This window comes from Rheinheimera texasensis DSM 17496, from assembly GCF_000711985.1.
In the GTDB taxonomy this organism is placed as follows: domain Bacteria; phylum Pseudomonadota; class Gammaproteobacteria; order Enterobacterales; family Alteromonadaceae; genus Pararheinheimera; species Pararheinheimera texasensis.
Genome location: NZ_KL544007.1, coordinates 311,415 through 335,365, shown reverse-complemented (window position 1 = coordinate 335,365; position 23,951 = coordinate 311,415). Strand labels below are relative to the sequence as shown.

Annotated in this window: 19 protein-coding genes; 7 read left to right on the top strand and 12 right to left on the bottom strand. The window is 53.4% G+C overall.

Translation table 11 applies throughout. From position 1 onward, the window contains the following. Positions 1-72: 72 nt before the first annotated feature. The gene (locus Q399_RS21800; protein ID WP_051686217.1) at positions 73-471 is read left to right on the top strand and encodes a hypothetical protein; all 399 of its coding nucleotides are present in this window, start codon (positions 73-75) and stop codon (positions 469-471) included. A 37-nt stretch (positions 472-508) separates the two neighbouring features. Here the strand turns inward: Q399_RS21800 and paeA are convergent, their stop codons facing one another. The 9 genes from paeA to Q399_RS0120720 form a co-directional block, all read right to left on the bottom strand. Then, positions 509-1,807, bottom strand: coding sequence for a polyamine export protein PaeA (gene paeA / locus Q399_RS0120760; protein ID WP_031572000.1), 1,299 nt, complete (start codon positions 1,805-1,807; stop codon positions 509-511). Positions 1,808-2,052: 245 nt separating this feature from the next. Further along, entirely contained in the window at positions 2,053-4,017 is a 1,965-nt protein-coding gene (locus Q399_RS0120755; RefSeq protein WP_031571998.1) for an alpha/beta hydrolase family protein, read from the bottom strand. Between the two features lie 97 nt (positions 4,018-4,114). Then, on the bottom strand, positions 4,115-4,798 hold the full coding sequence (locus Q399_RS0120750; protein WP_245612951.1) for a dienelactone hydrolase family protein: 684 nt from the start codon (positions 4,796-4,798) through the stop codon (positions 4,115-4,117). A 127-nt stretch (positions 4,799-4,925) separates the two neighbouring features. Then, positions 4,926-6,263 carry a sensor histidine kinase gene (locus Q399_RS21285; RefSeq protein WP_084164574.1) on the bottom strand — a complete coding sequence of 446 codons (1,338 nt, stop codon included), beginning with the start codon at positions 6,261-6,263 and terminating at the stop codon, positions 4,926-4,928. After that, a complete protein-coding gene (locus Q399_RS0120740; RefSeq protein WP_031571992.1) occupies positions 6,244-7,578 on the bottom strand; it encodes a sigma-54-dependent transcriptional regulator in 1,335 nt (444 codons plus the stop codon). Before Q399_RS0120740 ends, Q399_RS21285 begins: the two co-directional genes overlap by 20 nt. Before the next feature lie 3 nt (positions 7,579-7,581). Beyond that, on the bottom strand, positions 7,582-8,775 hold the full coding sequence (locus tag Q399_RS0120735; protein WP_245612950.1) for an FtsX-like permease family protein: 1,194 nt from the start codon (positions 8,773-8,775) through the stop codon (positions 7,582-7,584). Between the two features lie 3 nt (positions 8,776-8,778). Continuing rightward, positions 8,779-10,077, bottom strand: coding sequence for an ABC transporter permease (locus tag Q399_RS0120730; RefSeq protein WP_031571988.1), 1,299 nt, complete (start codon positions 10,075-10,077; stop codon positions 8,779-8,781). A gap of 10 nt (positions 10,078-10,087) precedes the next feature. Further along, positions 10,088-10,816 (bottom strand): ABC transporter ATP-binding protein, encoded by a 729-nt coding sequence (locus tag Q399_RS0120725; RefSeq protein ID WP_031571986.1) that lies wholly within the window; start codon positions 10,814-10,816, stop codon positions 10,088-10,090. Between the two features lie 30 nt (positions 10,817-10,846). Next, entirely contained in the window at positions 10,847-12,115 is a 1,269-nt protein-coding gene (locus Q399_RS0120720) for an efflux RND transporter periplasmic adaptor subunit (protein WP_031571984.1), read from the bottom strand. Positions 12,116-12,499: 384 nt separating this feature from the next. Between Q399_RS0120720 and Q399_RS0120715 the strand changes: the two genes are divergently transcribed. After that, the gene (locus tag Q399_RS0120715) at positions 12,500-15,364 is read left to right on the top strand and encodes a M16 family metallopeptidase (RefSeq protein WP_031571982.1); all 2,865 of its coding nucleotides are present in this window, start codon (positions 12,500-12,502) and stop codon (positions 15,362-15,364) included. A 133-nt stretch (positions 15,365-15,497) separates the two neighbouring features. After that, entirely contained in the window at positions 15,498-16,295 is a 798-nt protein-coding gene (locus Q399_RS0120710) for a hypothetical protein (RefSeq protein ID WP_157836364.1), read from the top strand. A 50-nt stretch (positions 16,296-16,345) separates the two neighbouring features. Here the strand turns inward: Q399_RS0120710 and Q399_RS0120705 are convergent, their stop codons facing one another. Together Q399_RS0120705 and Q399_RS0120700 are read right to left on the bottom strand one after the other, a co-directional pair. Beyond that, complete coding sequence (locus tag Q399_RS0120705) at positions 16,346-18,055, bottom strand: M28 family metallopeptidase (RefSeq protein WP_031571978.1); 1,710 nt, start codon at positions 18,053-18,055, stop codon at positions 16,346-16,348. Between the two features lie 136 nt (positions 18,056-18,191). Next, positions 18,192-18,800, bottom strand: coding sequence for a hypothetical protein (locus Q399_RS0120700; protein ID WP_031571976.1), 609 nt, complete (start codon positions 18,798-18,800; stop codon positions 18,192-18,194). 109 nt (positions 18,801-18,909) lie between these two features. On the opposite strand from Q399_RS0120700, the gene Q399_RS0120695 reads away from it, so the two are divergent. The 4 genes from Q399_RS0120695 to Q399_RS0120680 all read left to right on the top strand — a co-directional run bounded on the left by Q399_RS0120695 (position 18,910) and on the right by Q399_RS0120680 (position 22,746). Continuing rightward, positions 18,910-19,185: a hypothetical protein gene (locus Q399_RS0120695; RefSeq protein ID WP_031571974.1), complete on the top strand. Its 276-nt coding sequence runs from the start codon at positions 18,910-18,912 to the stop codon at positions 19,183-19,185. A gap of 100 nt (positions 19,186-19,285) precedes the next feature. Then, positions 19,286-21,187, top strand: coding sequence for an alpha-amylase family glycosyl hydrolase (locus Q399_RS0120690; protein WP_084164572.1), 1,902 nt, complete (start codon positions 19,286-19,288; stop codon positions 21,185-21,187). A 175-nt stretch (positions 21,188-21,362) separates the two neighbouring features. Continuing rightward, complete coding sequence (locus tag Q399_RS0120685) at positions 21,363-21,998, top strand: hypothetical protein (RefSeq protein ID WP_031571970.1); 636 nt, start codon at positions 21,363-21,365, stop codon at positions 21,996-21,998. Continuing rightward, positions 21,991-22,746: a DUF3307 domain-containing protein gene (locus Q399_RS0120680; RefSeq protein ID WP_031571968.1), complete on the top strand. Its 756-nt coding sequence runs from the start codon at positions 21,991-21,993 to the stop codon at positions 22,744-22,746. Before Q399_RS0120685 ends, Q399_RS0120680 begins: the two co-directional genes overlap by 8 nt. 42 nt (positions 22,747-22,788) lie before the next feature. On the opposite strand, the gene Q399_RS0120675 is transcribed toward Q399_RS0120680, so the two are convergent. Then, positions 22,789-23,901: a type 1 glutamine amidotransferase domain-containing protein gene (locus tag Q399_RS0120675; protein WP_031571966.1), complete on the bottom strand. Its 1,113-nt coding sequence runs from the start codon at positions 23,899-23,901 to the stop codon at positions 22,789-22,791. Between the last annotated feature and the right edge of the window lie 50 nt (positions 23,902-23,951).

The window sequence follows — 23,951 nt, the reverse complement described above, 5'->3', positions numbered from 1 at the left end:
TGACCAGCCTGTGATTTTGCCGCAGGCTGGATTCCAAAGTTTCAGAAAGAAATACTGCGAAGGGATGTCCAGATGCTCACCAATCAGCAAGAGTGGCTGCAACTGCAGCAAAGTTATGACCAGATGGAAAAACATGCACTGTGGCTAAGGCTGTTATGCCTGACCTTGTGGCTCTGGCTCGTGCAAACGGAGAGTACGGTGGTGTTGCAGGCCGGTCTGATTGGTTTTTGCTGGCTGAATGAAGCGCTGTGGAAAGCGCAGCAAGACCGTGCCGGCGCACGATTAATGGCGCTCGAAGCGGCTTCACGCGAAGGACTGGAAATTGCCTGTCAGTGGCAGAGCAGCTGGCAGGCGCAAAGGCCTGGTTTTGCCGGTTTAATTGGTGGCTACATCAAAGCGGGTTTAAAACCAACGGTTGCAGTTAGTTATCTGATCCTGACCGGCGCCAGTTTGTACCGCTATCTGTTTTAGTCCTGCTCTTATTGAACAACAAAAAGCCTGATGTTTATCAGGCTTTTTCTTCCGCTTTGATTTTGGTCACCAGCAACTGATCGATTTTGTAGCTATCGATATCAACCACTTCGAACTTATAGCCGCAGTAATTGACTGAGTCGGTACGCTTGGGGATTTTGCGCAACATATACATCATAAAGCCGGCGATGGTTTCGTAGTTTTCCTGATCCGGGAAAGCATCAATACCGAGCGAACGCATCACATCATCCAGCGGCGTCAGGCCTTCAACTAACCAGGAATCGTCATCACGTTTAACGATTTGTTCCTCTTCCGAATGCACCAATTCGCCCATCACAATGCTCATCACGTCTTTGAGCGTGATCATGCCGACCACCATGGCGTATTCGTTCAGGATCACGGCAAAATCGACGCCGCTGCTTTTAAAATGCTCCAGCACTTCATAGAGCGACAGAGTATCCGGAATAATCAGCGGCGTGTGCAGCATACCGGGATGGGTGATGGAAATTGGCAGGCCGTTTAACACCTGCACCAGCAGTTCGCGTGATTCGATATAACCGACCACCCGGTCCAGGCTGGCATCACAGACCAGAAAACGCGCATGCGGTGAATCCAGCAGCTTTTTCCTGATGCTGTCTTCGGCTTCACCGAGGATAAAATACACCAGACTTTCCCGCGTGGTCATAGCGGAAGTGACAGTGCGCTGCTCCATATCAAAGACGTTTTCCAGCAGTTTGTGTTCCTGCTGCTGCAGCACACCGGCTTCAGCGCCCTCGTCCACCATCGAAATAATATCTTCCGGCGTGATTTGGTCTTTGCGGTGGATCGGCACGTTAAACAAACGAAACACCAGATTCGCCACGCTGTTAAATAAAAATACCAGCGGTTTGAGCAACACCAGCAAGGTCAGAATAGGCCGCACTACCACGAGCGCCACTTGTTCCGGCGCCAGCATTGCCAGCCGTTTTGGCATTAAATCAGCAAACAAAATAAACAAAGTGGTGACCAGCAGCACCGACAACGCAAAACTTATATTTTCCAGCCAGACACCGTCATAAGCGCCACGCAGTAAATCGGCGATATAAGGCGTAAAAGCAGCTTCACCGAGAATACCGCCGAGAATGGCCACAGCATTGAGGCCTATCTGTACTATGGTGAAAAAATTACCGGGATGTTGTTGTAGCTCTAATACCTGGCTGGCGCGGGTTTCACCATCAGCAGCCAGCTGGCGCAAGCGGAGTTTGCGCGCCGCAGCCAGCGCAATTTCAGACATGGAGAAGAATGCGCTGATGGCAATCAGCAGCAAAATGATAAAGATATGTTCAGCTAACGACATGGATCTGCCTTCTACTTGGACTGGTTCTAAAGTAGCAACCTTCTCTGTCAACCGAATGACAACAGCCATTTAATTGTCATACAGGCGCATTATGCACCTGAGTCAGCAGTATAGGCGGTTAATTGTTTTATTTCAGCTGGTTATCGCTGAGGGTACTTAAGCGCTGTTGTTGTCACTCCTGCCGCAAACAAGCAGCCCGCGACAAGGCGGGCTGTTTTTTTCCATACTGACACCAGAACCAAAGATCAGCGTTTAAGCTGTTTTGCCAAAAAGTCCTGCACGTTTTTCAGATATATCGTCTGGTTGGTTTCGGAATAAAAACCGTGCGTTTCGTCATTAAACACCAGCCACTGATATGGTTTACCCGCTTTATCCAGCGCCGCTTTTAACCTTTTGGCGTGTTCAATCGGCGCACGTTCATCGCGCTCACCGTGCATGATGAGCAAGTCTGCTTTGAGTTTGGCGACCTGCTGGACTGGCGAAAACTGCGCCAGTTGCGCGGGGTCATTCCCATGCACTTTTTCTAGAAATGCTTTGCCGTAATACGCATCAGGTGTATCACCGCTGACTTTCATCAGCGCTAAATCGTAGACACCAGCTACCGCCACACCACATTTATACAGGTCAGGCGCCATCGTCGCCGCTTGCACCGCCGAGTAACCGCCAAAGGACGCACCCATCAGGCAAATATTGCCGGCCTTGGCGTGGCCCTGAGCCACCGCCCAGCGCGTGCCGTCAATGATGTCCTGCTGGATTAATCCACCCCATTCCTTAAAGCCGGCTTGCTGGTGCAGCTGACCATAACCACCGGAACCGCGGTAGTTAACCTGCAAGACGTTATAGCCACTGAGCGCCAGAAATTGCACTTCACTGTTAAAACTCCACTGATCCCGCACAAAATGCGGGCCACCGTGCACCAGTACCACCAGCGGTTTTTCCGCGGACTGTTGCGGCGCTTTGGTCAGATAACCATGGATTTTATAACCGTCTGCGGCAGCAAAACTGACCGGTTCCATCGGCGCCAAATTCACCCCCGCCAGATGGGGTTTTGTGTCCGACAGTTTCGCCAGACTGACTTTTTCATGATCGTATAGATAATAGGTGCCGGGATTAACGTCGGAGCTGACAAATACCACCCACTGTTTACCATCTGCGGTCCGGCTGGTGATATTGACGTTCTCACCCGGAAAGGTCGCCAGCAAGTCTTTAAATACTTTTGCTTCATCGTATTCGCTGGTTAGCAACAAATATGACGGCCGACCATCGTCAACTTTAAGACCATACACAGCGCGCTGATCTGTCGTGGTGATCACCTCAGACACATCCACTAACGGGTCGACGTAGACCTCACTGAATTTGCCGCTGGTTAAATCGAGTTTGTGTAAACCGGTCTGACTTTTATCTCTGTTGTCGAGCACATACAACGCTTTGTTATCTTTGGTCACGGCGACCGGAGTGAAAGTGCCACCATATTGCTGTGCCGGAAACGGCTGCCAGTCATTACTGGTACTGCCCGCTTCGCGGATGTACACCTCAGTTTCATACTTACTGTTTAAACCGGCAACCACCCGTGGCCGGCCATCTGGGCCAGTTTTGACTTCGCCTTGCGACACCGGTAATCGGCCGCGGGACACAAACTTGCCACTAAAAATATCCATCGCCAGCACTTCAGGTACCGCGGCACCATCAAATGTCATCGGCGTGCTTTTAATCAGAATGCGGTTGTTTTCATCCGGCACCACATCGATAAACTCAGCCCAGGCGCGGCGGGCCTCGCGCGCTTTAAAATTACTGCCCACCTGCTGTTCGCCGGCGCGATAGCCAAACAATAAACCGCGTTTACTGCCGTCGATATTGACACCATACAGCTCACCGAAGTATTGCGGTTCTTGCTGCCAGGGATCGGTTTGAGTCAGCTTAAAAATCACCCGTTCATTATTGACCCAGTGATATTCACCGACCTGGCCATCACCACCCATTTTGACTGAATTCAGCATTTTCATCGTGGGCCGGTCAAAAAACACCAGCGCGATGTTGTCTTCATGGACCAGTTTTGCCGCCAGGTGCTGGCCATCGGGTGAAATTTTAAAATCAAAAATGGCAGGATTTTTTGCCAGTAAAGCAGGTAAGTCGGGGGTTGCAGCAACAGAAACTGGACTGCACAGGCTGCAAAACACAGCCAGTAATAGCGGTTTTAACGATGAACGCATCGACAAATCCTTTTGATTAGTTTGCTATTTATGAATCTTTTAAATCTACTAATACAAATAAATAACAAACTTCCCGAAAACATCCAAACACTATTTGTTACATCTGCAGAAATAACTCGCGGGCGCGTTGGTAAACCCACAGCGCCAATGCCGGGTCATAACGCTCGCCTTCGTCGCGCATAAAAGCATGTTCGGCGTTGACTTCGTGCCAGTCAAAACTGACGCCAGCCTGCTGCAACTGCTGTTGGATCTGGCGTCGCCCGGCTTCGGGTACATGCGGGTCTTGCCGGCCAAATACAAAAACCAGATGCGCTGTCATTTCGCCGACCCGGGCTAAGGTTTGGCCAGCATTGCCCGCTGGTAGTGTGTCACTATGCAAATCAGTCGGGTACAAACACAAAGCTGCATTGACAAAAGGCTGCAAGGCAGCCCGCAGCGCCAGATGCCCACCAATACAAACGCCCATGGCTCCAAGCCGGCCGTTCCACAATGGGTGAGAGCCAAGAAAATTGATCATGGCGCGGTTATCACTGTCGTAATGCTCCAGCGGCTTAGTCCATTTGTCCTGATTGCCTTTATCCTTGCCGGCATCGTCATAAGCCAACACAGTGCCGGCAGGATTCAGTTCATGAAAAACTTCCGGCACCAGCACCAACAAACCCTGGCCCGCCAGCATGGCCGCCATCCGGGCGATTGGCGCAGTGATCTGGAATATTTCCGAATACAGCAGCACGGCCGGACAAGGCTTTGTTGATTTGGGCTGATAAACTGCGACCCGCATCGGGCCTGTTTTTGTGTCTAGATCCACAACTGTTGTCTGTACTTGCATAGTTATCTCTGGAAGGCTTGATGGCTAAAAATTTAAGCTGCAGTCTACCCGCACTGCGCCATTTTTCCCAGCCGGAGGTTCAGACTATTGCTGGCTTGAATGTGGTGTCTGCCGGGCTACGCGGGAAAATAAGCCGCACTAATAAACCCGGCGGCTGATTAAACAGCTCCAGGTTGCCGCCGTGCGAAGCCATGATGTCGCGGCACAGCGTCAGGCCAATGCCGGAGCCTTGTGGCTTGGTGGTATAAAACGGCACCAGTGCAAATTGCAATACTTCGTCGCTTAAGCCACCGGCATCGTCCTGCACTTCCAGCACCAGCTGCTGCGGCGACTCACGAAAACAGACAGTGGTGCCATTGCTGCTGGCCCCCGCTTCCTGAGCGTTTTTCAGCACATTCAGCAGCAACTGCGTCAGTTGCGCCTGGTCGATTAACCAACTCTGTTGCGGCAGATCCCCAACTAATTCAAACTCATATTGATTTTGCAAGCTGTTGATCAACGATGAAAATTGCACAGGTGCAGGCTGTGGCGGCGGCAACTTAGCAAAATTAAGGTAGGCCTGCAGAAATTGATTGAGCTGCGCGGCGCGTTCACCAATCACAGCAAACATTTGCGCCAGCTGTGTCTGATCATCCGCACTCAGAGCCGGCTTTTGTAACAGCCGGGCGCCGGAAAATGCCAGCGACGACATCGGCGCCAGACTGTTATTCAGTTCATGGCCAATCACCCGGATAAGTTTCTTCCAGGCTTTGATTTCTTCCAGTTTAAACTCCAGCGTCATCGGCTTGAGCTGATACAACCAATGTTCGCGTTGATTAAGCCGAAACGGACTGACCGACAGATGCCAGACATTTTGCGCATCACCGGCATGAATAAGGCCTTGCGAGCCTGACAGACAGGCCTGTTGTAGTTCCGGCCAATCCGCCAGCACCTCTGCAAAATAGCTGCCATCAAAACGTCGCCCGCCAGACAACAAATGCCGCGCGGCCGGATTACTGAACAGTACCCGGCCCTGCTCATCAGTCAGCACTAAAGCACTGGGGTTGGTCTGCAGCACGGTATCAAGCAGCAATTCACGCTGATACAAAGTGGCGCGTTGTTGCGCCAGCTCCGCCGACATCTGGTTCAGCGCATCGGCCAGCGGCGTTAATTCACGCAGCACGGCGCGGTTGGCTGAAAAATTAAAACTCTGGTCGCGTAGGCTGTCGGCCTGCAGATTCAGCGCCATCACTTCAGTGTCAAGTTGCCGGAGGTAGCCACGTAGGGATAGCCACAGCAACAGCACTAAAGCAGCGTAACCGGCAAAAACAACATACTGCTGCGTCAGCTGCCACAACAGCACGGCAAAACCGCCAAACAACAGCGCGCAGATGCCATATAAGCGGGCTCGGGTCAACTTAAGGCGTAGCAATGCCATAAAACTCCATGCGCCGATACAGCGCCTGACGGGTAATGCCGAGTGCTTTCGCTGCGCGCGACACGATGCCCTGATGCGCCGCTAACGCTTGTTCGATGTCGCTGCGGGCAATATCGTCGAGGGCTCTGGCTTTAGCGCCTGAATCTGTTTCGAGCGCCAGATCTGCCGGTAAAATCGTCTCACTCTGACACAATAACAGCGCGCGCTGACAAACGTTTTGTAACTCGCGCACGTTGCCAGGCCAATGATATTGACAGAGCTGCTGCCCGGCTTCGCGACTGAGCTGTTTGTGCCCACCGAGAAAATGCCGCGCCAGTGGCAGAATGTCATCGACCCGCTCGCGTAGCGCCGGCACCTGTAACTGCACCACATTGATACGGTAATACAAGTCCTGGCGAAACTGTCCCAGTGCAATAGCTCTGGTCAAATCTGCGTTGGTGGCCGACAGCAACCGCACATCGACCCGGCGGGTCACGCTGGAGCCTAAGCGTTCAAATTCGCCGGTTTGCAGCACCCGCAGCAGTTTCATCTGGCCGGATAATGACAAATTGCCGATTTCGTCCAGAAACAAAGTACCGCCATCGGCCGCTTCAAACCGGCCGATGCGCGCTTTGGTGAGGCCAGTGTAAGCACCGGCTTCAGCGCCAAACAGCTCAGCTTCCATCAAGTCGGCCGGCAAAGCGCCCATATTGACCTTCACCAGCGGTTTCGTGGCACGCGGCGAGTTGGCATGTAAAATCTGTGCAATGCCCTCTTTGCCACTACCGTTTTCACCGGTGATGAGCACCGCCGCCTGCGATGGTGCCAGCTGCAACGTTGTTTGCAGTAGCCGCTCCATCGCCGTGCTGGCAAACACCAGACCACATAGATCTTTACCGGCGAAAGCCTGCTGCCGCTCTTGTTGTTTGCGATCCGCATCACGTTGCTGGTCCTGCAACTGTTTTAATTTCAGTGCATTTTGCACTGTCATCAGCAGACGCTGGTCATCCCAGGGCTTGGCGATATAGTCACAGGCACCGGCTTTGACCAGCTCCACTACCATATCGAGCGCAGTCCAGGCGGTCATCAGCACCACCGGCAGCTGTGGATATGAAGTCCGCAGCTGGTAAAACAGGTTTTTGCCCTGGCTGCCAGTCATTTCGCCTTTGGCAAAATTCATATCCTGCAGAATCAGGTCCACCGGTTCGGTCTGCAACAAAGCCAGCGCCTGCGACGGATCTGTTGCCGTCAGAACCTGGTAGCCTTCCAGCCGGAACAAGGTTAACAACGCGGTGAGCACCGCGTCGTTATCATCAATTACCAGTATTTTTGCCATGAGTTACAAAGTCTTAGTTGCGGTTGCCGGCGACACCCGGGTGGCGATTGTGGCAGGATACCATGTGGCTAGCGTGACACAACACATTAACATCAACAAGGCGCTCAGCGGTAACCAGACCGGTAATGCCGGAATGCTGATGACCAACGCCAGCGCCTGATTCAGCAACCAGGCCGCCACTATCCCAACACCTGCGCCGGCCGCGGTAGTGCACCAGTTTTCCGTCAGCATCTCCAGTAGAATACTGTGTTTGCTGGCGCCAAGCGCTCGCTTGATACCGATTTCCTGCTGGCGTTTTAACGCATTAAAATGAGCGTTGCTGTAGCTGGAGATCATCGACACCAGCAACATCAAACCGCTTAATACGGCCAATAAAGTCGCCAGGCCAAACTCATTGCGGAACATCCGGTGTAACTGCTCATCCATAGTCCGTACCGAGAAAATTTCAATATTCGAATCCGCGGTTTTCAGAACGTCCGGAATTTGGCTACGGATATGCTGCGCTTGTCCTGGCTCTACCCGCAAAATAATGCCGTAGCCCCAGGCTACACCATAAATTTGCGCGATTTGCAGACGGTTGTACATCACCCGCTCAGCATTACGCTGGCCATAAAAATCTTCAATCACTGCCGCAACAGGGCCACCGTTGGTCAGCTGACCAATGGCTGATTTCCCGGGAAATACCCGTTCGGCCAGACTTTTGGTCAACACTACCGGCACTGTGCTTTCGCCATCCCAGGCCTCGATCTTTTGCGGGATCTCCCCTTCCAGCACATCCAGCTGCAGCACCTTTAAGAAGTCCGGCGAAACCGTATATTGCGGCACACTTTGCGTATTATTTTCGCGGTTGTTTTCGTCATTGACGTTGCCATTCGAACCCCCTTCCATCAAAGGAGACTGGTTGGTAAATGACACGGCGGCAACGCCCGGCATCTGCCGCACTGCAGCCAACTGACGCTCCAGCAAATCAGCAAAGGCCGGGTATTCCTGCAGGTTTTTGCTGGTCGGCTTAAGCGACACATACAAAATGTTGTCTAAATCCAGGCCGGTCGGCTGGCTCAGCTGGTTCCAGGTCTGCAGTGCCAGCAAGCTACTGTTGGACAACAACGCCAGTGTCAGGGCCAGTTGCACCAGCAACAAGCTGGTGACGACTTTGCGGCGTAACATCGATTTGAGAATTAAATGCAGCGAAATCATGACTTATTCCTTCAGTTGCTGATTCAGCGCGCCAAATGATGCACGCAGGGATGGATACAAAGTGACCAGATAACTGCAGCCCAGTGTCACGGCCAACAGGCTTAACAACAGCGCCCAGTCCCAGCTGGAAAACAAGCGGTTCGCCGGCAGCAGGTAATTCATCAGGCTGATGCCGCTATAACCAATCAACAACGCTGCTACTGAGGTAATGCCCGCCATCAGCAATACATCCGCCATCGCCTGCTGCTGAATGTGCCAACGACTGGCTCCTAAGGCGCGACGCAAACTGATTTCATATTGATTGGCTATATAGCGGTTCAGTGATAAATGGCTGGCGTTAAACAAACACACCAGTAAAAACAGCAAGGTCACCAGTGCAAAGGCTTTGATATCGCCGCCCTGCTGATTGAAATGCGCCACGATATCGCGCATGCCTACCAGTCTATTGTTGATGGTGCTGGGATGACGGCCGGCTTTTTTCTCATCAGCGGTCAGATTGGCCATAAATTGGCGGTAAGCCTGCTGCTGTTCAGGTGTGTCGAGTTGTACCCAAAACTGCAGCTGATGAATCGCTTTGGTGCGCCCGTCGGTGGCGAGTTTCCGGTAGTCGGCATCCTGAAAACTGGACGATTGCGAATTGGATAAATAATTGCGGTCATAGCCGGTTTCCAGCGGCAGGTAGATATCCTCAACTTCAGATAAGTGATTGTTATTATTGGCGTCAAACAAGCGCGGCAGCATAGTCCAGTCCGCCAGTACCGCCGAGACTGTGTACTCAAAGTCATCCAGCGTCAGGCGACGGCCGACCACATCAGTCTCACCGAATAATTTTTCAGCCGTATGCCGGCTTAAGATCACTTCCGCTCGGGCGCTGGCATCCGGCCAGACGGAACCATGCAAAAACGGCACTTCAAACATGCGGAAGAAATCAGGCTGGGTCAGGCGGATTTTTACCGGTAGTGGAGGCTGTTGTGGCGTTAAACGTAAATAACCATCGGCGCTGTACATCGCCGCTTTGGCCGATGGGATATCGGTCGCACTCAGCTTTTGCACATTGCTGTAACTGAGCACATTGGGCGGTTCACAGTTCTGACACTCATAAGGCACCAGATTCATAAACGGGAAAAATAATTTGTCGCTTTTATGCGGCAAAGGGTCGGCATTTAAGCGGTAATAAAAGGTCGCATTGGCGAAAAATACGCCAAGACCCAGGCTTAAAATCAGGATGGTCAGTGCATACGGCAAAGGCGCACGGCGAATGCTTTTCAGGCTGACTTTGAGGTAATACAGAAACTGTTCCATGACCCTCTCCTTAAGCCACGGCCACAGGGCTGCTTTGCGCATGCGCGTTATTGTGTGCCAGCGGGTCATACATCGCCGCATCGCTCAGCTGTCCGTCGATGATCTGCACCTGCCGGCCGGCACGGCGGGCTTGTTCCGGGTCGTGTGTCACCATCAAAATGGTGCAGCCGTTTTGGTTGATTTGTTCCAGCAGCTCCATCACCTGACGCGCCATCAGGGAATCCAGGTTCCCGGTGGGTTCGTCCGCCAGCAGAATACGTGGCTGACCGGCAATCGCGCGGGCAATCGCAACGCGTTGTTGCTGACCACCGGACAACTGACTGGGGTGATAATCGCGCCGCGCGGCAAGGCCCACCTGCTCCAGCGCATGTTCAACCCGGCGTTTACGCTCGGCGGCGTTAAAACCGCGATAGCGCAGCGGCAATTCGATATTGTCAAACAGGCTGTAGTCTTTAATCAGGTTAAAACCCTGAAAGATAAAACCGATTTTTTCATTACGCAGCGCTGATAAAGCTTTGTCCGACAAGCCTTTGACTGATTGGCCATCCAGCAAATAATCGCCGCTGTCAAAGTGTTCCAGCGTGCCCAAAACGTTCAGCAGTGTGGATTTGCCCGAGCCGGATGGGCCGGTCAGCGCGACAAATTCGCCTTCGCTCACGTGCAACTGAATGTTTTTCAGCGCATGGGTTTCAATCAGTTCAGTGCGGAAAATTTTGCTCAGATTATTGATTTTAATCATGTTATTCGTCCTTATGATCTTCTGTTTTGTTCAGTTCAGCCGCACCCGGGCGGCATCTTTAAATTCCGTCAGACTGGAGACCACCAGCTCATCGCCTTCTTTCGCGCCGTTGATGATTTCGACCCATTGCACCGATAAAGCGCCCAGTTCCAGGGGGGTGCGCACCGCCACATCCTGCTCCAGCCGGTAACCGATGCGGCCACCCCCGCTGGAAACAAATTCACCTCGGGCGATACGCAGCACATTTTTCCGTTCGTCAAACACGATGCGGCCCGTGACCCGTTGGTTTTGCCGCAACGCTTTGGCGTCCTGATCGGCAAAGCGCACCCGGGCTGTGACGTTACTGTCTTTGACTTCTGCCGCCACATGCGACAGCTGGCCTGCCAATTTCTGGCCGTTCAGCGTCACTTCCACCGCCAGGCCCGGCGATAAATCGGCCGCGTAGTTTTCCGGCACGCTGAGTTCTGCTTCGTATTGGCTTAAATCGATGACGGTCAGCAGGCCCTGCCCGGTCAGGACTTGAGTTTGCTGAGTGGCCAGCCAGTTACCGACCTGACCGGTCACCGGCGCTTTGATTTGTAGTGCCGCCAGTTTGCGTTCCAGCTCCGCCACTACCAGAGCCTGACGCGCCAGACTTTGCTCGCCGGACTTCTGCTCAAAGTTCAGTTTGTCAGCGGCGAGCGCCACTTTGGCGCGGGCATGTTTGTATTCAAGTTCGGTTTGCGCCAGCTTGTCGCGGGCGATATCCAAATCAATCTGACGCATCACCCCAAGCTGCATCGATTGCTCGGCGCGCGCCAGTTCACGTTTGGCAGCCTGCAGATTGACAGCCGCTGAGCTTTCGATTTGCTGCATATCCAGCTGCTGTTCGCGGGCCAGCAGTTTGGCGCGTTCATGCTCAGACTGCATCGACAACAACAGCGCTTGTTGTTGTTTCACTTCGTTTTCTAAACTCGGGCTTTCCACCACCGCCAGCAAATCACCAATGGTGACGGCTTCACCCGGTTGTTTGACAAAACGCACTAAGCCGTCCTGCTGACTGACCAGTGTTGGCGCGTTGGCGGCAACGACTTTGCCCTGCACCGCCAAATCGCGGACAAAATCACCGCGGCTGACCACAGCGGTTTGTACTTCACTGCGCGCCAGCACCATGGCCGCATTGGCGCCGGTCGAAAACATCAGCTGATAGCTGCCCCATAACAACAGACTGATGCCGGCGAAAGCCGCAGCCAGTTTCAACACCGGCGTTTGTGGTACTTTTTCAATCCGTACATCCTGTTGCTCTGTACCTTTGATCATCTTTTCTCTTATCCTCTGTCCGTTGCGGGCCGCGAACAGTGTGCGGCGTCGGGTTACCCACTGGTATTGCAGTTGACATGCCAACTTTATTTTTATTATTTTTCAATATCTTGCGATTAAGCACAGTGATTCCCAGCTGTCCGCGGACACTTTTTCTGTCCGCCAGCATGCGGACAGCGGACAGCACGGACGACCGGCGCCGGTCAGCGCAGCCTCCGCGGCTCATGGCCATTAGCCGCAACTATGCAGGCACACGACGCATCAGATGCAGAATATGTTGATTTTTTGTTTCAGAAATTTAAAGTGCAGCCAGCCCCCAGTTTTCTACTGGTAGCCCCTTTCACCTTAGTAATTGCCAACAAGCAGTTTTTGCCCGGAGTATTGATGAAAACATTCGCTTTATCACTGCTGAGCCTCAGCCTGTTGCTTGCCGGTTGTCAGCAAGCCACCAACACTGCAACTGAAGCGGCGGCTCTGCCCGCCGGAGTCAGCCTGGTGAAAGATGCCAGCAAGCCTGTCGCCGCAGTGGCTATTCCCTATAAAAAGTATCGGCTGTCGAATGGTTTGACGGTGATCGTGCACGAAGATGCGTCCGATCCGCTGGTGCATGTCGATGTCACTTATCATGTCGGGTCGGCCCGCGAAGAACCTGGCAAATCCGGTTTTGCACATTTCTTTGAACATATGATGTTTCAAGGCTCGGAACATGTCGCTGACGAGCAGCATTTTCAAATCATCACCGAAGCCGGCGGTGAAATGAATGGTTCGACCAATACCGACCGTACCAACTACTACCAGACTGTGCCGGTCAATCAGCTGGAAAAAGTGCTGTGGTTAGAATCAGACCGGATGGGTTTTCTGCTCAACGCCGTTACCGAAAAGAAATTTGAAGTACAGCGTGAAACGGTGAAAAACGAACGCGGCCAAAGTGTCGATAACCGGCCTTATGGCCGTTTGTCAGAGCGGGTCGATCAGGCGTTTTATCCGGACGGGCACCCGTATTCCTGGCCGGTGATTGGCCATATGGCCGACTTAAACCGCGCAAACGTCAATGATGTTAAAGCCTTTTTTCTGCGCTGGTACGGCCCGAATAATGCGACTTTAACTATTGGTGGTGCGGTCAAAGCGGAGCAAATCCTGCCGCTGGTGCAACAGTATTTTGGCGCTATTCCGCAAGGGCCTGAAGTGACACCTGCAGCCAAACCATTGGTGACACTGACGCAGGACCGTTACATTTCAATGGAAGACAATGTTCATCTGCCGCTGTTGTATATGGCCTTCCCCACTGTGTATGTGCGTCATGCTGACGAAGCGCCGCTGGACATCCTCGCCGAGATCCTTGGTGGCGGTAATAACTCGTTGCTGTATAAAAATCTGGTGAAAACGCAAAAAGCCGTGCAGGCCCAATCTGGCCATGGCTGTCAGGAGCTGGCTTGTGAATTCACTTTGCTGGCATTGCCGGCGCCAGGCGCGGTTAAATCGCTGGCCGAAACTGAGCAGCAAATCCGCCAGAGTCTGGCCGAATTTGAACAACGGGGTGTGACCGACGATGACCTGAATAAGGTCAAAGCCAAGATGGAAGCCGCCAGTATCTTTGGCCTGCAAAGTGTCGAAGGTAAAGTCAGTCAGCTGGCCCTGAATGAGACCTTCTTCGGTGAGCCAGATTTAACCGCCGCCGATTTGGCCCGCTACCAGAGCGTCAGCAAGGCCGATGTCGAGCGCGTTTATCAGCAGTATTTAAAAGGTAAAGCCGCGGTCATTATGAGTGTGGTGCCTAAAGGCCAGCGCCAGCTGATTGCCAAAGCCGACAACTTCACGCCGGTCCAGCATGATTTTGGTGGCCCTTCTACCACCAAAGCGGAAGATTTGCAGCTGCGACCAGTCAAAGACAATCTGGATCGCAGTAAAATTCCGCAGGCCGGCGCGAACCCCGCTATTGAGTTACCAACAACCTGGCAGCAGAGCCTGAGTAACGGTATCCGGGTGCTGGGTGCACAAAGCCAGGAAACACCAACTACGTCATTATTGCTGCGTATTCCGCTCGGCCTCTATGACGAAACCCCGGCACAAGTTGGCATCAGCCAATTGCTGGCTGCGCTGTTGGATGAAGGCACCCTGCTCAAAAGTACCGAGCAAATGAGTCTGGCGCTGGAAAAACTCGGGTCATCCATCAGCTTTTCTGCCGGTGACGAATATCTGGAAGTATCGGTACAAAGCCTCAGCAAAAACCTGCCACAGACCTTAGAACTGCTGATGGAGAAACTGCTGTTGCCGGGCTTTAATCCGCAGGATTTTGAGCGGCTGCGCCAGCAAACCCTGCAAGGCATTCAACATGCGGAAAAAGATGCCGGTTTTATGGCATCCCACGCCGTGCAACAGCTGATGTATGGTGATCATATCAGCGCCTATCCAAATCAAGGCACGCTGCAGTCGGTGAGTACGCTGACGCTTGCGGATGTCAAAGCTTATGCCCGGCGTCTGTTTAAACCGGGCCGGGCTGAACTCATTCTGGTATCTGACCTGCCTCAGACGCAAGTGCTGGCGGAACTGCAACCAAGGCTGCAACGTTGGCAAGGTGATGCGGCGGAGCGGCAAGTACAAATCCCGGATGCTATTGCCAAAGCAGGCACCATTTATCTCATCGATAAACCGGACGCACCACAATCCGAGATCCGCATCGTCAAGCGTAGCCTGAGCAGAGATTTCACCGGCGAATATTTCCGCGCCGGCCTGATGAACTTTGTGCTGGGCGGCAACTTTAACAGTCGGATCAACCTGAATCTGCGCGAAGATAAAGGCTACACCTATGGCGCCCGCAGTGGCTTCAGTGCTGACCGTTATGCCGGCTTGTACAGCGCCTCGGCAGCAGTGCGCGCCGACGTCACTGCAGCATCTATTGCGGAATTTTACAAAGAAATCAGCCGCTACCAGCAACAGGGCATGACGCCGCAAGAACTGGAGTTTATGCGCAAAGCCATTAATCAGTCGGATGCCCTCGCCTATGAAACGCCAGGCGCCAAACTTGGGTTTATGGCCGCAATTCTACAGTATCAGCTGGCCGCTGATTTCACCCAACAGCGCAATCAAATCGTCCGCGATATAACGTTGGACGAGCTGAATCAGCTGGCAAAACGCCATCTGGACCCGGCATCTTTCAGCGTTGTGGTTGTAGGTCCGGCCAAAGAAATCAGGCCGCAGTTGGACCAGCTTGAAACGCTGGGCCTGAAAGTGCAGGACTACAAATTCTGATACTGCTTACTAAGCCCGCAATCGCGGGCTTTTTTTTGTCTGACAACTGCCGCAATAACCACAGACTGGGTATAGTCGGATAAGAACAAGGTGTTTCATAGCAGCGTAACAAAAGCTGCGGACGGGAGTACGGATGGCCTCATGCTGGCTAAATGGGTGTTTGAGCCTGGTTTTGGCGTTGCCACTTTTTGCTTCAGAACTGCCTGTGGCAGCGCCACCAGCAACAAAACTGACAACCACAAAGCCGCCTGCTGCGCAGCAGCCCAAACCGTCATCAACGCATCAGCTGCAAATTGCCACCAGCCTCAGTCAGTCAGAGTTTTCCAGCCAAATCGAACAACAGCTGCGCCGGGCTTATGGCCGGCTCGGTTATCAGATGCAATTGGTCCGTCTGCCGGCCGGACGCTCGCTGCAAATGGCCAATCGCGGTCTGTATGATGGCGAATTATTCCGCATCGACGGTATCCAGCAGGAATTTGCCGAACTCAAACAAGTGCCGGTGGAACTTGCGCGCATCGAATTACTGGCTTTTGTCCGCACCGCACAGCTACAAAATCTGCGGCAATGGCCGCTGCAAAAACAGCTGCGTATCGGTTATGTCCGTGGTTTTCGCTTAGCAAGCCAGGTTGAGTATGCCGGGCATCCGGTGCCGGTCACCACGCTGGAGCAGGCTGTTGGCATGCTGACACAAGGCAAAATTGACGTATTACTCGAAGACCGGCAGTCGGTTCTGAGTGTACTGCCGGCCAAAACCGAACAAGTGGGTATTTCCGCCCTGCCCGGTGTGTTAGCCAGTGCAGGGTTGTTTCATTATTTGCATCAACGCCACAATGATTTGATTGAGCCACTGGCAACGGTGCTGAAAAAATCGCGAAGCAGCAGTAAAGATAAAAGAGTGCCGCCAACGGCGACTCAACATCTGGATGAATAGAAGCCAAAAAAAATCCCTGCCGGGCAGGGATTTTTCATTAAATCAAAGGTTTATTTCGCTAAAGACGCATCGCGGGCGGCTTTAAACTCTTTGCCTTCGAACCAGTTTGGCCAGGCGCTGGTGTCATCGGCCAGCTCACGGCCGACGCGGTAATACAGGAACATATCCTGCTGCGCACCGCGTAAGTCCCAACTGTCTTTAAACTCATCTTCGACTTTGTGATAGCAGCACTTGGTAAATTCCGCATGCTGGGCGATGCCCCACTCCTTGCCGTGGTCAACACTGTCAACTCCGCCTTTGGCGTACAACATCGGCACGCCTTTTTTCGCCAGGTTGAAGTGGTCTGAGCGGTAATAGGAACCGGCAGAAGGATTAGTTTCCGGCGCTACATAACGGCCCTGCTGCTCGGTGTATTTCTTCAGAATGACTTCCAGCTCGGAATTACCATACCCAACCACCGTCATGTCTTTCATCGGGCCATAGACGTTAATAACGTCCATGTTAATCCCTGCCACTGTTTTGTTCAGCGGGAAGATCGGATGATTGGCATACCAGGCAGAACCCAGCAGTCCGCGCTCTTCGGCCGTCACTGCAACAAAGGCAATAGAGCGTTTTGGTTTCGGCTGCGTCGCAAAATATTCCGCCATAGCAATGAGTGCGCCGGTACCGGAAGCATTGTCTTGCGCGCCATTAAAGACTTTGTTGTTCGGATTGGCGAAATCCAGACCCAGGTGGTCCCAGTGCGCCATGTATAAAATGGCTTCATCCGGTTTTTCGCTGCCTTCGATGATGCCGACCACGTTGCCCGACGTCAGCTCGCGTACATTGCTTTTCACCGACACTGACGCTTTGATACCAAGCGGAATCGGCGCAAAATCTTTGCTCAGCGCTTTTTTGCGCATTGACTCGATATTTTCACCAATGACACCAAACAGCGTATTGGCCGACTCAGTAGTGACCCAACCTTCAATGGCCGCGCGATCGGCGTTTTTGTTTGGATTGATCAGGTCAAATTTGGTAGCAGAACCACCGGCGACCACATGCCAGCCGTATGACGCCGCATCGGTTTCATGCACAATCAGCGCACCGGCAGCGCCCTGGCGGGCTGCTTCTTCAAATTTGTAAGTCCAGCGGCCGTAATAAGTCATGGCATTGCCGGTGAACAGTTTCGGATCCTGGGTAGCAAAACCCGGATCGTTAACAAACATCACCACGGTTTTGCCTTTCACATCAAGGCCTTCGTAGTCGTTCCAGTCATATTCCGGTGCGACGATGCCATAACCGACAAACACCAGCTCAGAATCTTTGATTTCGCTGAATTCAGTGACCCGCGTCGTCCAGGTAAACATCTGGTCACGGTATTTAAAAGGCGCCGGCGCTTTGTCACCGCTGAAGGTCATTTCTGACACTTCTTTCGGATCAATCTGTACAAGCTGTACCGGTTGAATGTAGCTGCCGTCACTGAGCGGTTTTAAGCCGATACGTTTGAACTGCTCAGACAGATACGCCAGCGTCAGTTCTTCGCCTTTGGTGGCCGGCATCCGCCCCTGGAACTCATCAGAGGATAAGGTTTTAATGTATTCAGCAAGCTTTGGGTTGAACTCAGTGTCCGGCAAAGCAGCCGGAGCTACCTGTTCGGCTGTGGCTGCTGCCGGCGCTGCTGTCGTTGCTGCCGGTTCTGGCTGCTTCTGACAGGCCGCCAGGCTCAGGCAGGCACTGAGTGCTAACCATGTTCCTGAAAACCAGAATTGTGGTTTCATAAAATCTCCATCACCTGGGGTGATTGTTGTCGTTATCAGGTTGCCATCGAGGGTGACAGCCGCCTGATGTTACTAAAGCAGGCGCAGAAGTACCAGCACCGGCAGCCTCAACCTCAGTGCACTTAAGCGCATTGATTCAGTGTGAATGCGTCGCCGGTGCCCCCCAGGCCGGTGGCGGCAGCGGAACCGGCCGGCTCAGGTCGAACGCCACAGCGAATTCGCGGCCAGGCCGGCTTAACCGGTAAATCAGCTGCTGACCCGGTTCCAGCGTAAAAGACCAGACATTGGCCGGCGCTGCGGTTCTGCCTAAAGCCTGAAACATCAGTTTACTGTAGGCATCCGCCGGAAAACGTACCGTCAGCGCACCGGCCGCGTCAGAGGATAAACCGCCGTACATCGTCAACTCATCATGGCTGCCATCCTGATGGCGGTGATCATGTTTCAGCTGCAGCCCTTGTGGCAATTCGCGTAGCACCCAGGTACGGGAGCGGTCCTCACCGACATGAAACGGCATCCGCACTTCACCGGCGCGGCAATTGGCCACATGCACAACAAGCATTTGTCCCGCCATCGCGGCATCTTCTGCTGCGTTGGTAATGAGTTTGCCGGCAAAGGCTTTGCCGCAATAAGGCTGCAACGCCTGCAGCAACGCGGTGCCGGATGCTGTCGCGTTAATAGCCTTGGCTTGCGCCGGCAGTGATATTGGCAACTGCATGGCAAACAGCGTTGCCAGAATTGTTGTCATTTGGAAAGTCCGCATGGTGATGATTAAACTCCTGGGATAACAGGTTAAACCTGACTGAACTATGCTAGGGTCTGCACTTGTACAAATAGCCGGAACCAGTCCGCTGCCTATGTCCACTTTACCATCGAGTCAGAAATTGTTACGGGTATTTGCTACCACTGAACATTTTGGCGTGGTCGCTGACACGCCTTATGGTTGCGGTTACCGCTTACAGGATCTGTCGGTGGCGGTCAGCTTTTTTGGCCATCATGTGTATTTTACTGCCGGTGATGCGGTGCTGGTCCTGACAGAAACCGGTGCCGTGCGGCCTGAGCGACCGCAGGCGGCTGACAATCAATATCTGCTGGAACTGATTGACCAGCTTGATCGGCGCTACAATGCTTAACGCCGCAGCTGCAAACGTATGCAACGGCGACAGTTGCAGCAACACAGCTGCTGCGTGCTAGCATGCTCGTTATCCGGAACTTAAGCAAAAATGAAAAATCATGATGAAATTCAGTTTATTAGCTTCAATTTGCACAGCAGCATTGCTGCTCGGTGCCTGTAAACCAGCGCCGTCCGATGTTCAGATCAACGCCCGGCCTGTCCCCATGAGCACAGCTGCGATGCAGGAACCTGCCGGCAAAGTAGTCATTTATCAGGCCTTCACCCGCTTGTTTGGCAACAGCAACCCAACCAATAAAGCCTGGGGAACGGCGGCAGAAAACGGCGTTGGTAAATTCAACGACATCAACGATGCGGCACTGCTCGCGCTGAAACAAATGGGCGTGTCGCATTTGTGGCTGACCGGGGTGCCGCATCACGCGCTGATCGCTGATTACAGCGCTTATGGCATCAGCGCCGACGACCCGGATGTGGTCAAAGGCCGCGCCGGCTCGCCTTATGCGGTGAAAGATTATTACAGCGTCAACCCGGATCTCGCGGTCGACCCGGCGCAGCGCATGGCCGAATTTCAGGCTCTGTTACAGCGGGCACACCAACACGGCATCCGCGTCATTATCGACATAGTGCCGAATCACGTCGCCCGGCATTATCAGTCTTTGGGCAAACCTGCCGGCGTGCGTGATTTTGGCGCTGACGATGACACTTCGGTTGAATATGCCCGCAATAACAATTTTTATTATGTCCCGGGTCAGGCCTTTGAAGTGCCGGTGTATCCGGCCGGTTTCGCGCCATTAGGCGGCGAGTCCCATCCATTAGCTGACGGCAAGTTTGCCGAAAATCCGGCGAAATGGACCGGCAACGGTGCCCGCGCCGCGCGGCCGGATTTTAATGACTGGTTTGAAACCGTCAAAATTAACTATGGCGTGAAGCCTGACGGCAGCTATGACTTCGAGCGGCTGCCCGCCGACTTCGCCAGCCGCCCGGCTGCCGAGCATCTGGCCTTCTGGCAAGACAAATCCGTACCGGATTCCTGGCTGAAATTTCGCGATATCACGCAATTCTGGTTAGATATGGGCGTAGATGGTTTTCGTTATGACATGGCAGAAATGGTGCCGGTTGAGTTCTGGAGCTATCTGAACAGCCAGATTAAACAAAAAAAGCCGGACGCACTGCTACTGGCCGAAGTGTATCAGCCGCAGCTGTACCGCGATTACATTCAGCTTGGCAAAATGGATTATCTGTATGACAAAGTTGGATTTTATGACAGCCTGAAACTGCTGATGCAGGGCAAAGGCAACGCCTCTGCCGTAATGGCCGCGCAGCAACAGGTGCAGGACATCGACCGGCACATGCTGAAGTTTCTGGAGAATCATGACGAGCAGCGCATCGCAAGTCCGGAATTTGCCGGCAATGCAATCAAAGGCAAGCCGGCGATGGTTGTATCCACACTGATTGGCACCGCCCCTACCATGTTGTATTTCGGGCAGGAAGTGGGTGAAGCCGGGGCGCTGGCCAGTGGTTTCGGTCAGCCAAGCCGCACCAGTATTTTTGATTATGCCGGGGTGCCGGCACATCAGGGTTGGCTTAATGGTGGCAAATATGACGGCGGTAATCTGACGCCGGCACAGCGTGAGCTGCGACAATTTTACCAGCAGCTGCTGCATTTCAGCGCCACAGCACCGGCACTGCGGGGTGAACTCTATCCGTTACATCAACAACATTTACAGACACCGGGTTACAGCGAACAGATGCTGGTCTTCGCCCGCAGCCATGCTACGCAACGCTTGATTGTGGTGGCTAATTTCGCCGATACCGCAGCACGGTTTAAACTGCAGTTACCGGCTGAGCTGGTGCAACAATGGCAGTTGAACAGCGGCCCGCTGACCCTCACTGAATTATTCAGCGGAAATGCGCTGACGTTGCGGGTCGACGCCGGAGTTGCCACCATGCCGCTGAGCCTTAAAGCCAATAGCGCGCAGGTCTTGTTATTATCAGGGCATTAATCCACCAGCAGCGCAGGCGTAACTATAGGGTTACGTCTGCGGCTCCCCTCTCTGGCAGTGGCTATCCGGCCAACTACACATGTAATTAAATTAGATTACCTATGAGAATGTAATTAAATTTGATTACATCAACAAATCCGCTATGCTCAGAACCAGACTAAAGCCGGAGTTTGTTATGACATCATATGCCATCCTGACCGGCGATCTGGTGCGTTCTTCAGCCATCGACACCAGTCGTTATCCGGCGCTGTTGCAGGCCCTGCAACAATGCCTGCAGCAATTCTGCCCTCCGGGTATAGCCCCGCCGGTACTGTTTCGCGGCGACGGTTTCCAGCTCGCGACCCTGCCAGCGCAAGCTTTTATCGCGGCCCTGCAAACCAGGCTCACGCTGTTGAGCCTGCGATCGGACGCCCGGATCGCGATTGCGGTCGCGCCGGCCGAACAACTACGCGCAGATTTAAATCAGTCGACCGGTCAGGCTTTTACCTTGTCCGGCCAGCTGCTTGACCGGCTGCAGGAACAATACTGGGACTGGCTTGACCCACAACAGCCACTAACAACCGCAGAACAACTACTGTTGCAGCTGGTGTCGGTACAGCTGCAACAACTGACCGCGCGCCAGGCCGCTGTGCTGCTGGCCTATCTGCAACAGCAACGGCCAGCGCATCAGCAACTGGCCACAGCTTTTCAAACGTCCAGGGTCAATATCACCCATTTGCTCAATCAGGCTCAGTACGGTTTAATCAGTCAGGTCGTAGATTATTTCACCGAGCGTTATGCCGGGCACCACGGAGCGACAATCAATGACTGACCTGGATTTGTTATTGTTGTTGTTGCTGGCGCATGTTCTTGGTGATTTTTACCTGCAGCCGCTGAGCTGGGTCAAAGACCGACTGAAATGGCATTTTAAATCACCGAAATTGCAGTTACATGTCTCAGTCCATATGGGGCTGAGCCTGCTGGCATTATTAGTGTGGCAATGGGGTTATGGCTGGCAGCATGACAGCCTGATGGCCGTATTACTGGCACTCACCATAGGCGGTAGCCATTATTTGATTGATGTCGCCAAGTCCTACAGCAATAACGGTCTTGCGGCTTTTTTACTGGACCAGCTGGCCCACCTGACCGTGCTGCTGCTGCTCTGGTCAGCCTACACCGATAACTGGCAATGGTGGCCACCCCGGCTACCGGCGGGTTGGCTGGTTGTCGGCATAGCTTACCTGCTGGTGTTAACGCCGGCTTCAGTGCTGATTGGTCAGCTGCTGCGCAGCTGGCGGCCGGAATTGCTGGCGCTACCGGTTCAGGGTCTATTAGCCGGCGGCCATTATATCGGTATGCTGGAACGCGCCCTGTTGCTGACCTTTGTTCTGCTGGATCAGTTTGCTGCGGTTGGCTTTTTACTGGCTGCCAAGTCAATTTTCCGTTTTGGCGATTTATCCCGCGCCCAGGACGTCAAATTCACCGAATATGTGCTACTCGGCACTTTGCTCAGTATCAGCATCAGCCTGGGTATTGGTCTGGCATTACGCTGTTATCTGCCGGTATTGTCAGGCGGCTGAACCTGTTGCTGGTCAACACGAGTCAGCCGCTCCTGCACAATCTCAGGGTGTCAGCTGTTGCTGCCGGCTTTTCACCGCCTGAGCCAACGCCAGCTGCTCTATGCTTTCAGTCCAGTCGCCGGCCATCGCAGACACCAGCGCCATCATGATCAACAGATCACGCTGCAGCGGGCCTTGTTGCAGCAATTGCGGCAGCTGCGCTTTTGCGGCAGCAGTGCCCTGCTGTCGCTGGATCTGCAGCAACAACATCGCCTGTTCTTCGCCTGTCACAGGCCGCGCCAACGGGGTCACGCCCAACGCGCGCACTGTGGCTTCTGCCAGTTGCCAGACCGACCAGGGGTTCTGACCGGTCAGCAAGTTGCCATCGACCACCAGATTAGGCAGATAACGCGGCCCGGCGTCAAAGGTTGCCCCTTGTTGCTCTAACGCACTTTGCAGCAGAACCTCAAAGCGCTGCGCGGCATCCGGCATCAGCAGCAACTCTTCAGCATTGGTAAAAGCTGTCAGCTTTTTACCGGCAAGCCAGGATGGGCTATTGGCAGAATCGAGTGCAAGTAAAGCTGCCGGGCCATGGCAGACCGCCACTATCAGTTTTTGTACAGCCAGCATCTGCTGCAACAGCCGCCTGATGTCAGGGTTCTGCGGAAAGTCATACATGGCACCTTTGCCGCCGACAAAATAAATCGCCTGGTATTCGGCCGCGTCGACGTCAGCCAGTTTCAACGTGTTGCGCGCCTGCGCACTGCTTTGCGGGTCATTTAAAAAGCTGTAGTCATATTCAGCCATATCGTCATCATCCAGCACCTGCGGCGCTGCACCGCCCTGCGGGCTTGCGATGTCCACAGCAAAACCATTGGCGCGCAGCACCCAATAAAACCGCGCCAGTTCAGTCAGTTCATAGCCAGTTTTTTTCAGTTTGCCGGCAGTTTTTTCAACCGGATACTGGCCGGTACTGCTGACTACCGCCAGCACTTTACCGCGGCTGGCGGGCGGCAATTGCTGCAGATAAGCAACTTGCGCCGGCACAGTTTTCTGCAAGGCAACCCCATCCACTTCAGCATCAAACAAGCCAGCCAACCACCAGCCAGCGCCGGCCCCACACAGCAATAGCAGCAATACCCCAAACGCAAAGACCCGCAAGATTTTCTTCCACATGATTCAGCTCCTTTTTCACTGCCGCAGACAGTGGCAGAGCAGATGTGAAA

Excerpts from the sequence above, each read along its gene's own strand:
- Q399_RS21800 (WP_051686217.1), top strand. The coding sequence starts at position 73 with ATGCTCACCAATCAGCAAGAGTGGCTGCAACTGCAGCAAAGTTATGAC.
- paeA (WP_031572000.1), bottom strand. The coding sequence starts at position 1,807 with ATGTCGTTAGCTGAACATATCTTTATCATTTTGCTGCTGATTGCCATC.
- Q399_RS0120755 (WP_031571998.1), bottom strand. The coding sequence starts at position 4,017 with ATGCGTTCATCGTTAAAACCGCTATTACTGGCTGTGTTTTGCAGCCTG.
- Q399_RS0120750 (WP_245612951.1), bottom strand. The coding sequence starts at position 4,798 with ATGCGGGTCGCAGTTTATCAGCCCAAATCAACAAAGCCTTGTCCGGCC.
- Q399_RS21285 (WP_084164574.1), bottom strand. The coding sequence starts at position 6,263 with ATGGCATTGCTACGCCTTAAGTTGACCCGAGCCCGCTTATATGGCATC.
- Q399_RS0120740 (WP_031571992.1), bottom strand. The coding sequence starts at position 7,578 with ATGGCAAAAATACTGGTAATTGATGATAACGACGCGGTGCTCACCGCG.
- Q399_RS0120735 (WP_245612950.1), bottom strand. The coding sequence starts at position 8,775 with ATGATTTCGCTGCATTTAATTCTCAAATCGATGTTACGCCGCAAAGTC.
- Q399_RS0120730 (WP_031571988.1), bottom strand. The coding sequence starts at position 10,077 with ATGGAACAGTTTCTGTATTACCTCAAAGTCAGCCTGAAAAGCATTCGC.
- Q399_RS0120725 (WP_031571986.1), bottom strand. The coding sequence starts at position 10,816 with ATGATTAAAATCAATAATCTGAGCAAAATTTTCCGCACTGAACTGATT.
- Q399_RS0120720 (WP_031571984.1), bottom strand. The coding sequence starts at position 12,115 with ATGATCAAAGGTACAGAGCAACAGGATGTACGGATTGAAAAAGTACCA.
- Q399_RS0120715 (WP_031571982.1), top strand. The coding sequence starts at position 12,500 with ATGAAAACATTCGCTTTATCACTGCTGAGCCTCAGCCTGTTGCTTGCC.
- Q399_RS0120710 (WP_157836364.1), top strand. The coding sequence starts at position 15,498 with ATGGCCTCATGCTGGCTAAATGGGTGTTTGAGCCTGGTTTTGGCGTTG.
- Q399_RS0120705 (WP_031571978.1), bottom strand. The coding sequence starts at position 18,055 with ATGAAACCACAATTCTGGTTTTCAGGAACATGGTTAGCACTCAGTGCC.
- Q399_RS0120700 (WP_031571976.1), bottom strand. The coding sequence starts at position 18,800 with ATGACAACAATTCTGGCAACGCTGTTTGCCATGCAGTTGCCAATATCA.
- Q399_RS0120695 (WP_031571974.1), top strand. The coding sequence starts at position 18,910 with ATGTCCACTTTACCATCGAGTCAGAAATTGTTACGGGTATTTGCTACC.
- Q399_RS0120690 (WP_084164572.1), top strand. The coding sequence starts at position 19,286 with ATGATGAAATTCAGTTTATTAGCTTCAATTTGCACAGCAGCATTGCTG.
- Q399_RS0120685 (WP_031571970.1), top strand. The coding sequence starts at position 21,363 with ATGACATCATATGCCATCCTGACCGGCGATCTGGTGCGTTCTTCAGCC.
- Q399_RS0120680 (WP_031571968.1), top strand. The coding sequence starts at position 21,991 with ATGACTGACCTGGATTTGTTATTGTTGTTGTTGCTGGCGCATGTTCTT.
- Q399_RS0120675 (WP_031571966.1), bottom strand. The coding sequence starts at position 23,901 with ATGTGGAAGAAAATCTTGCGGGTCTTTGCGTTTGGGGTATTGCTGCTA.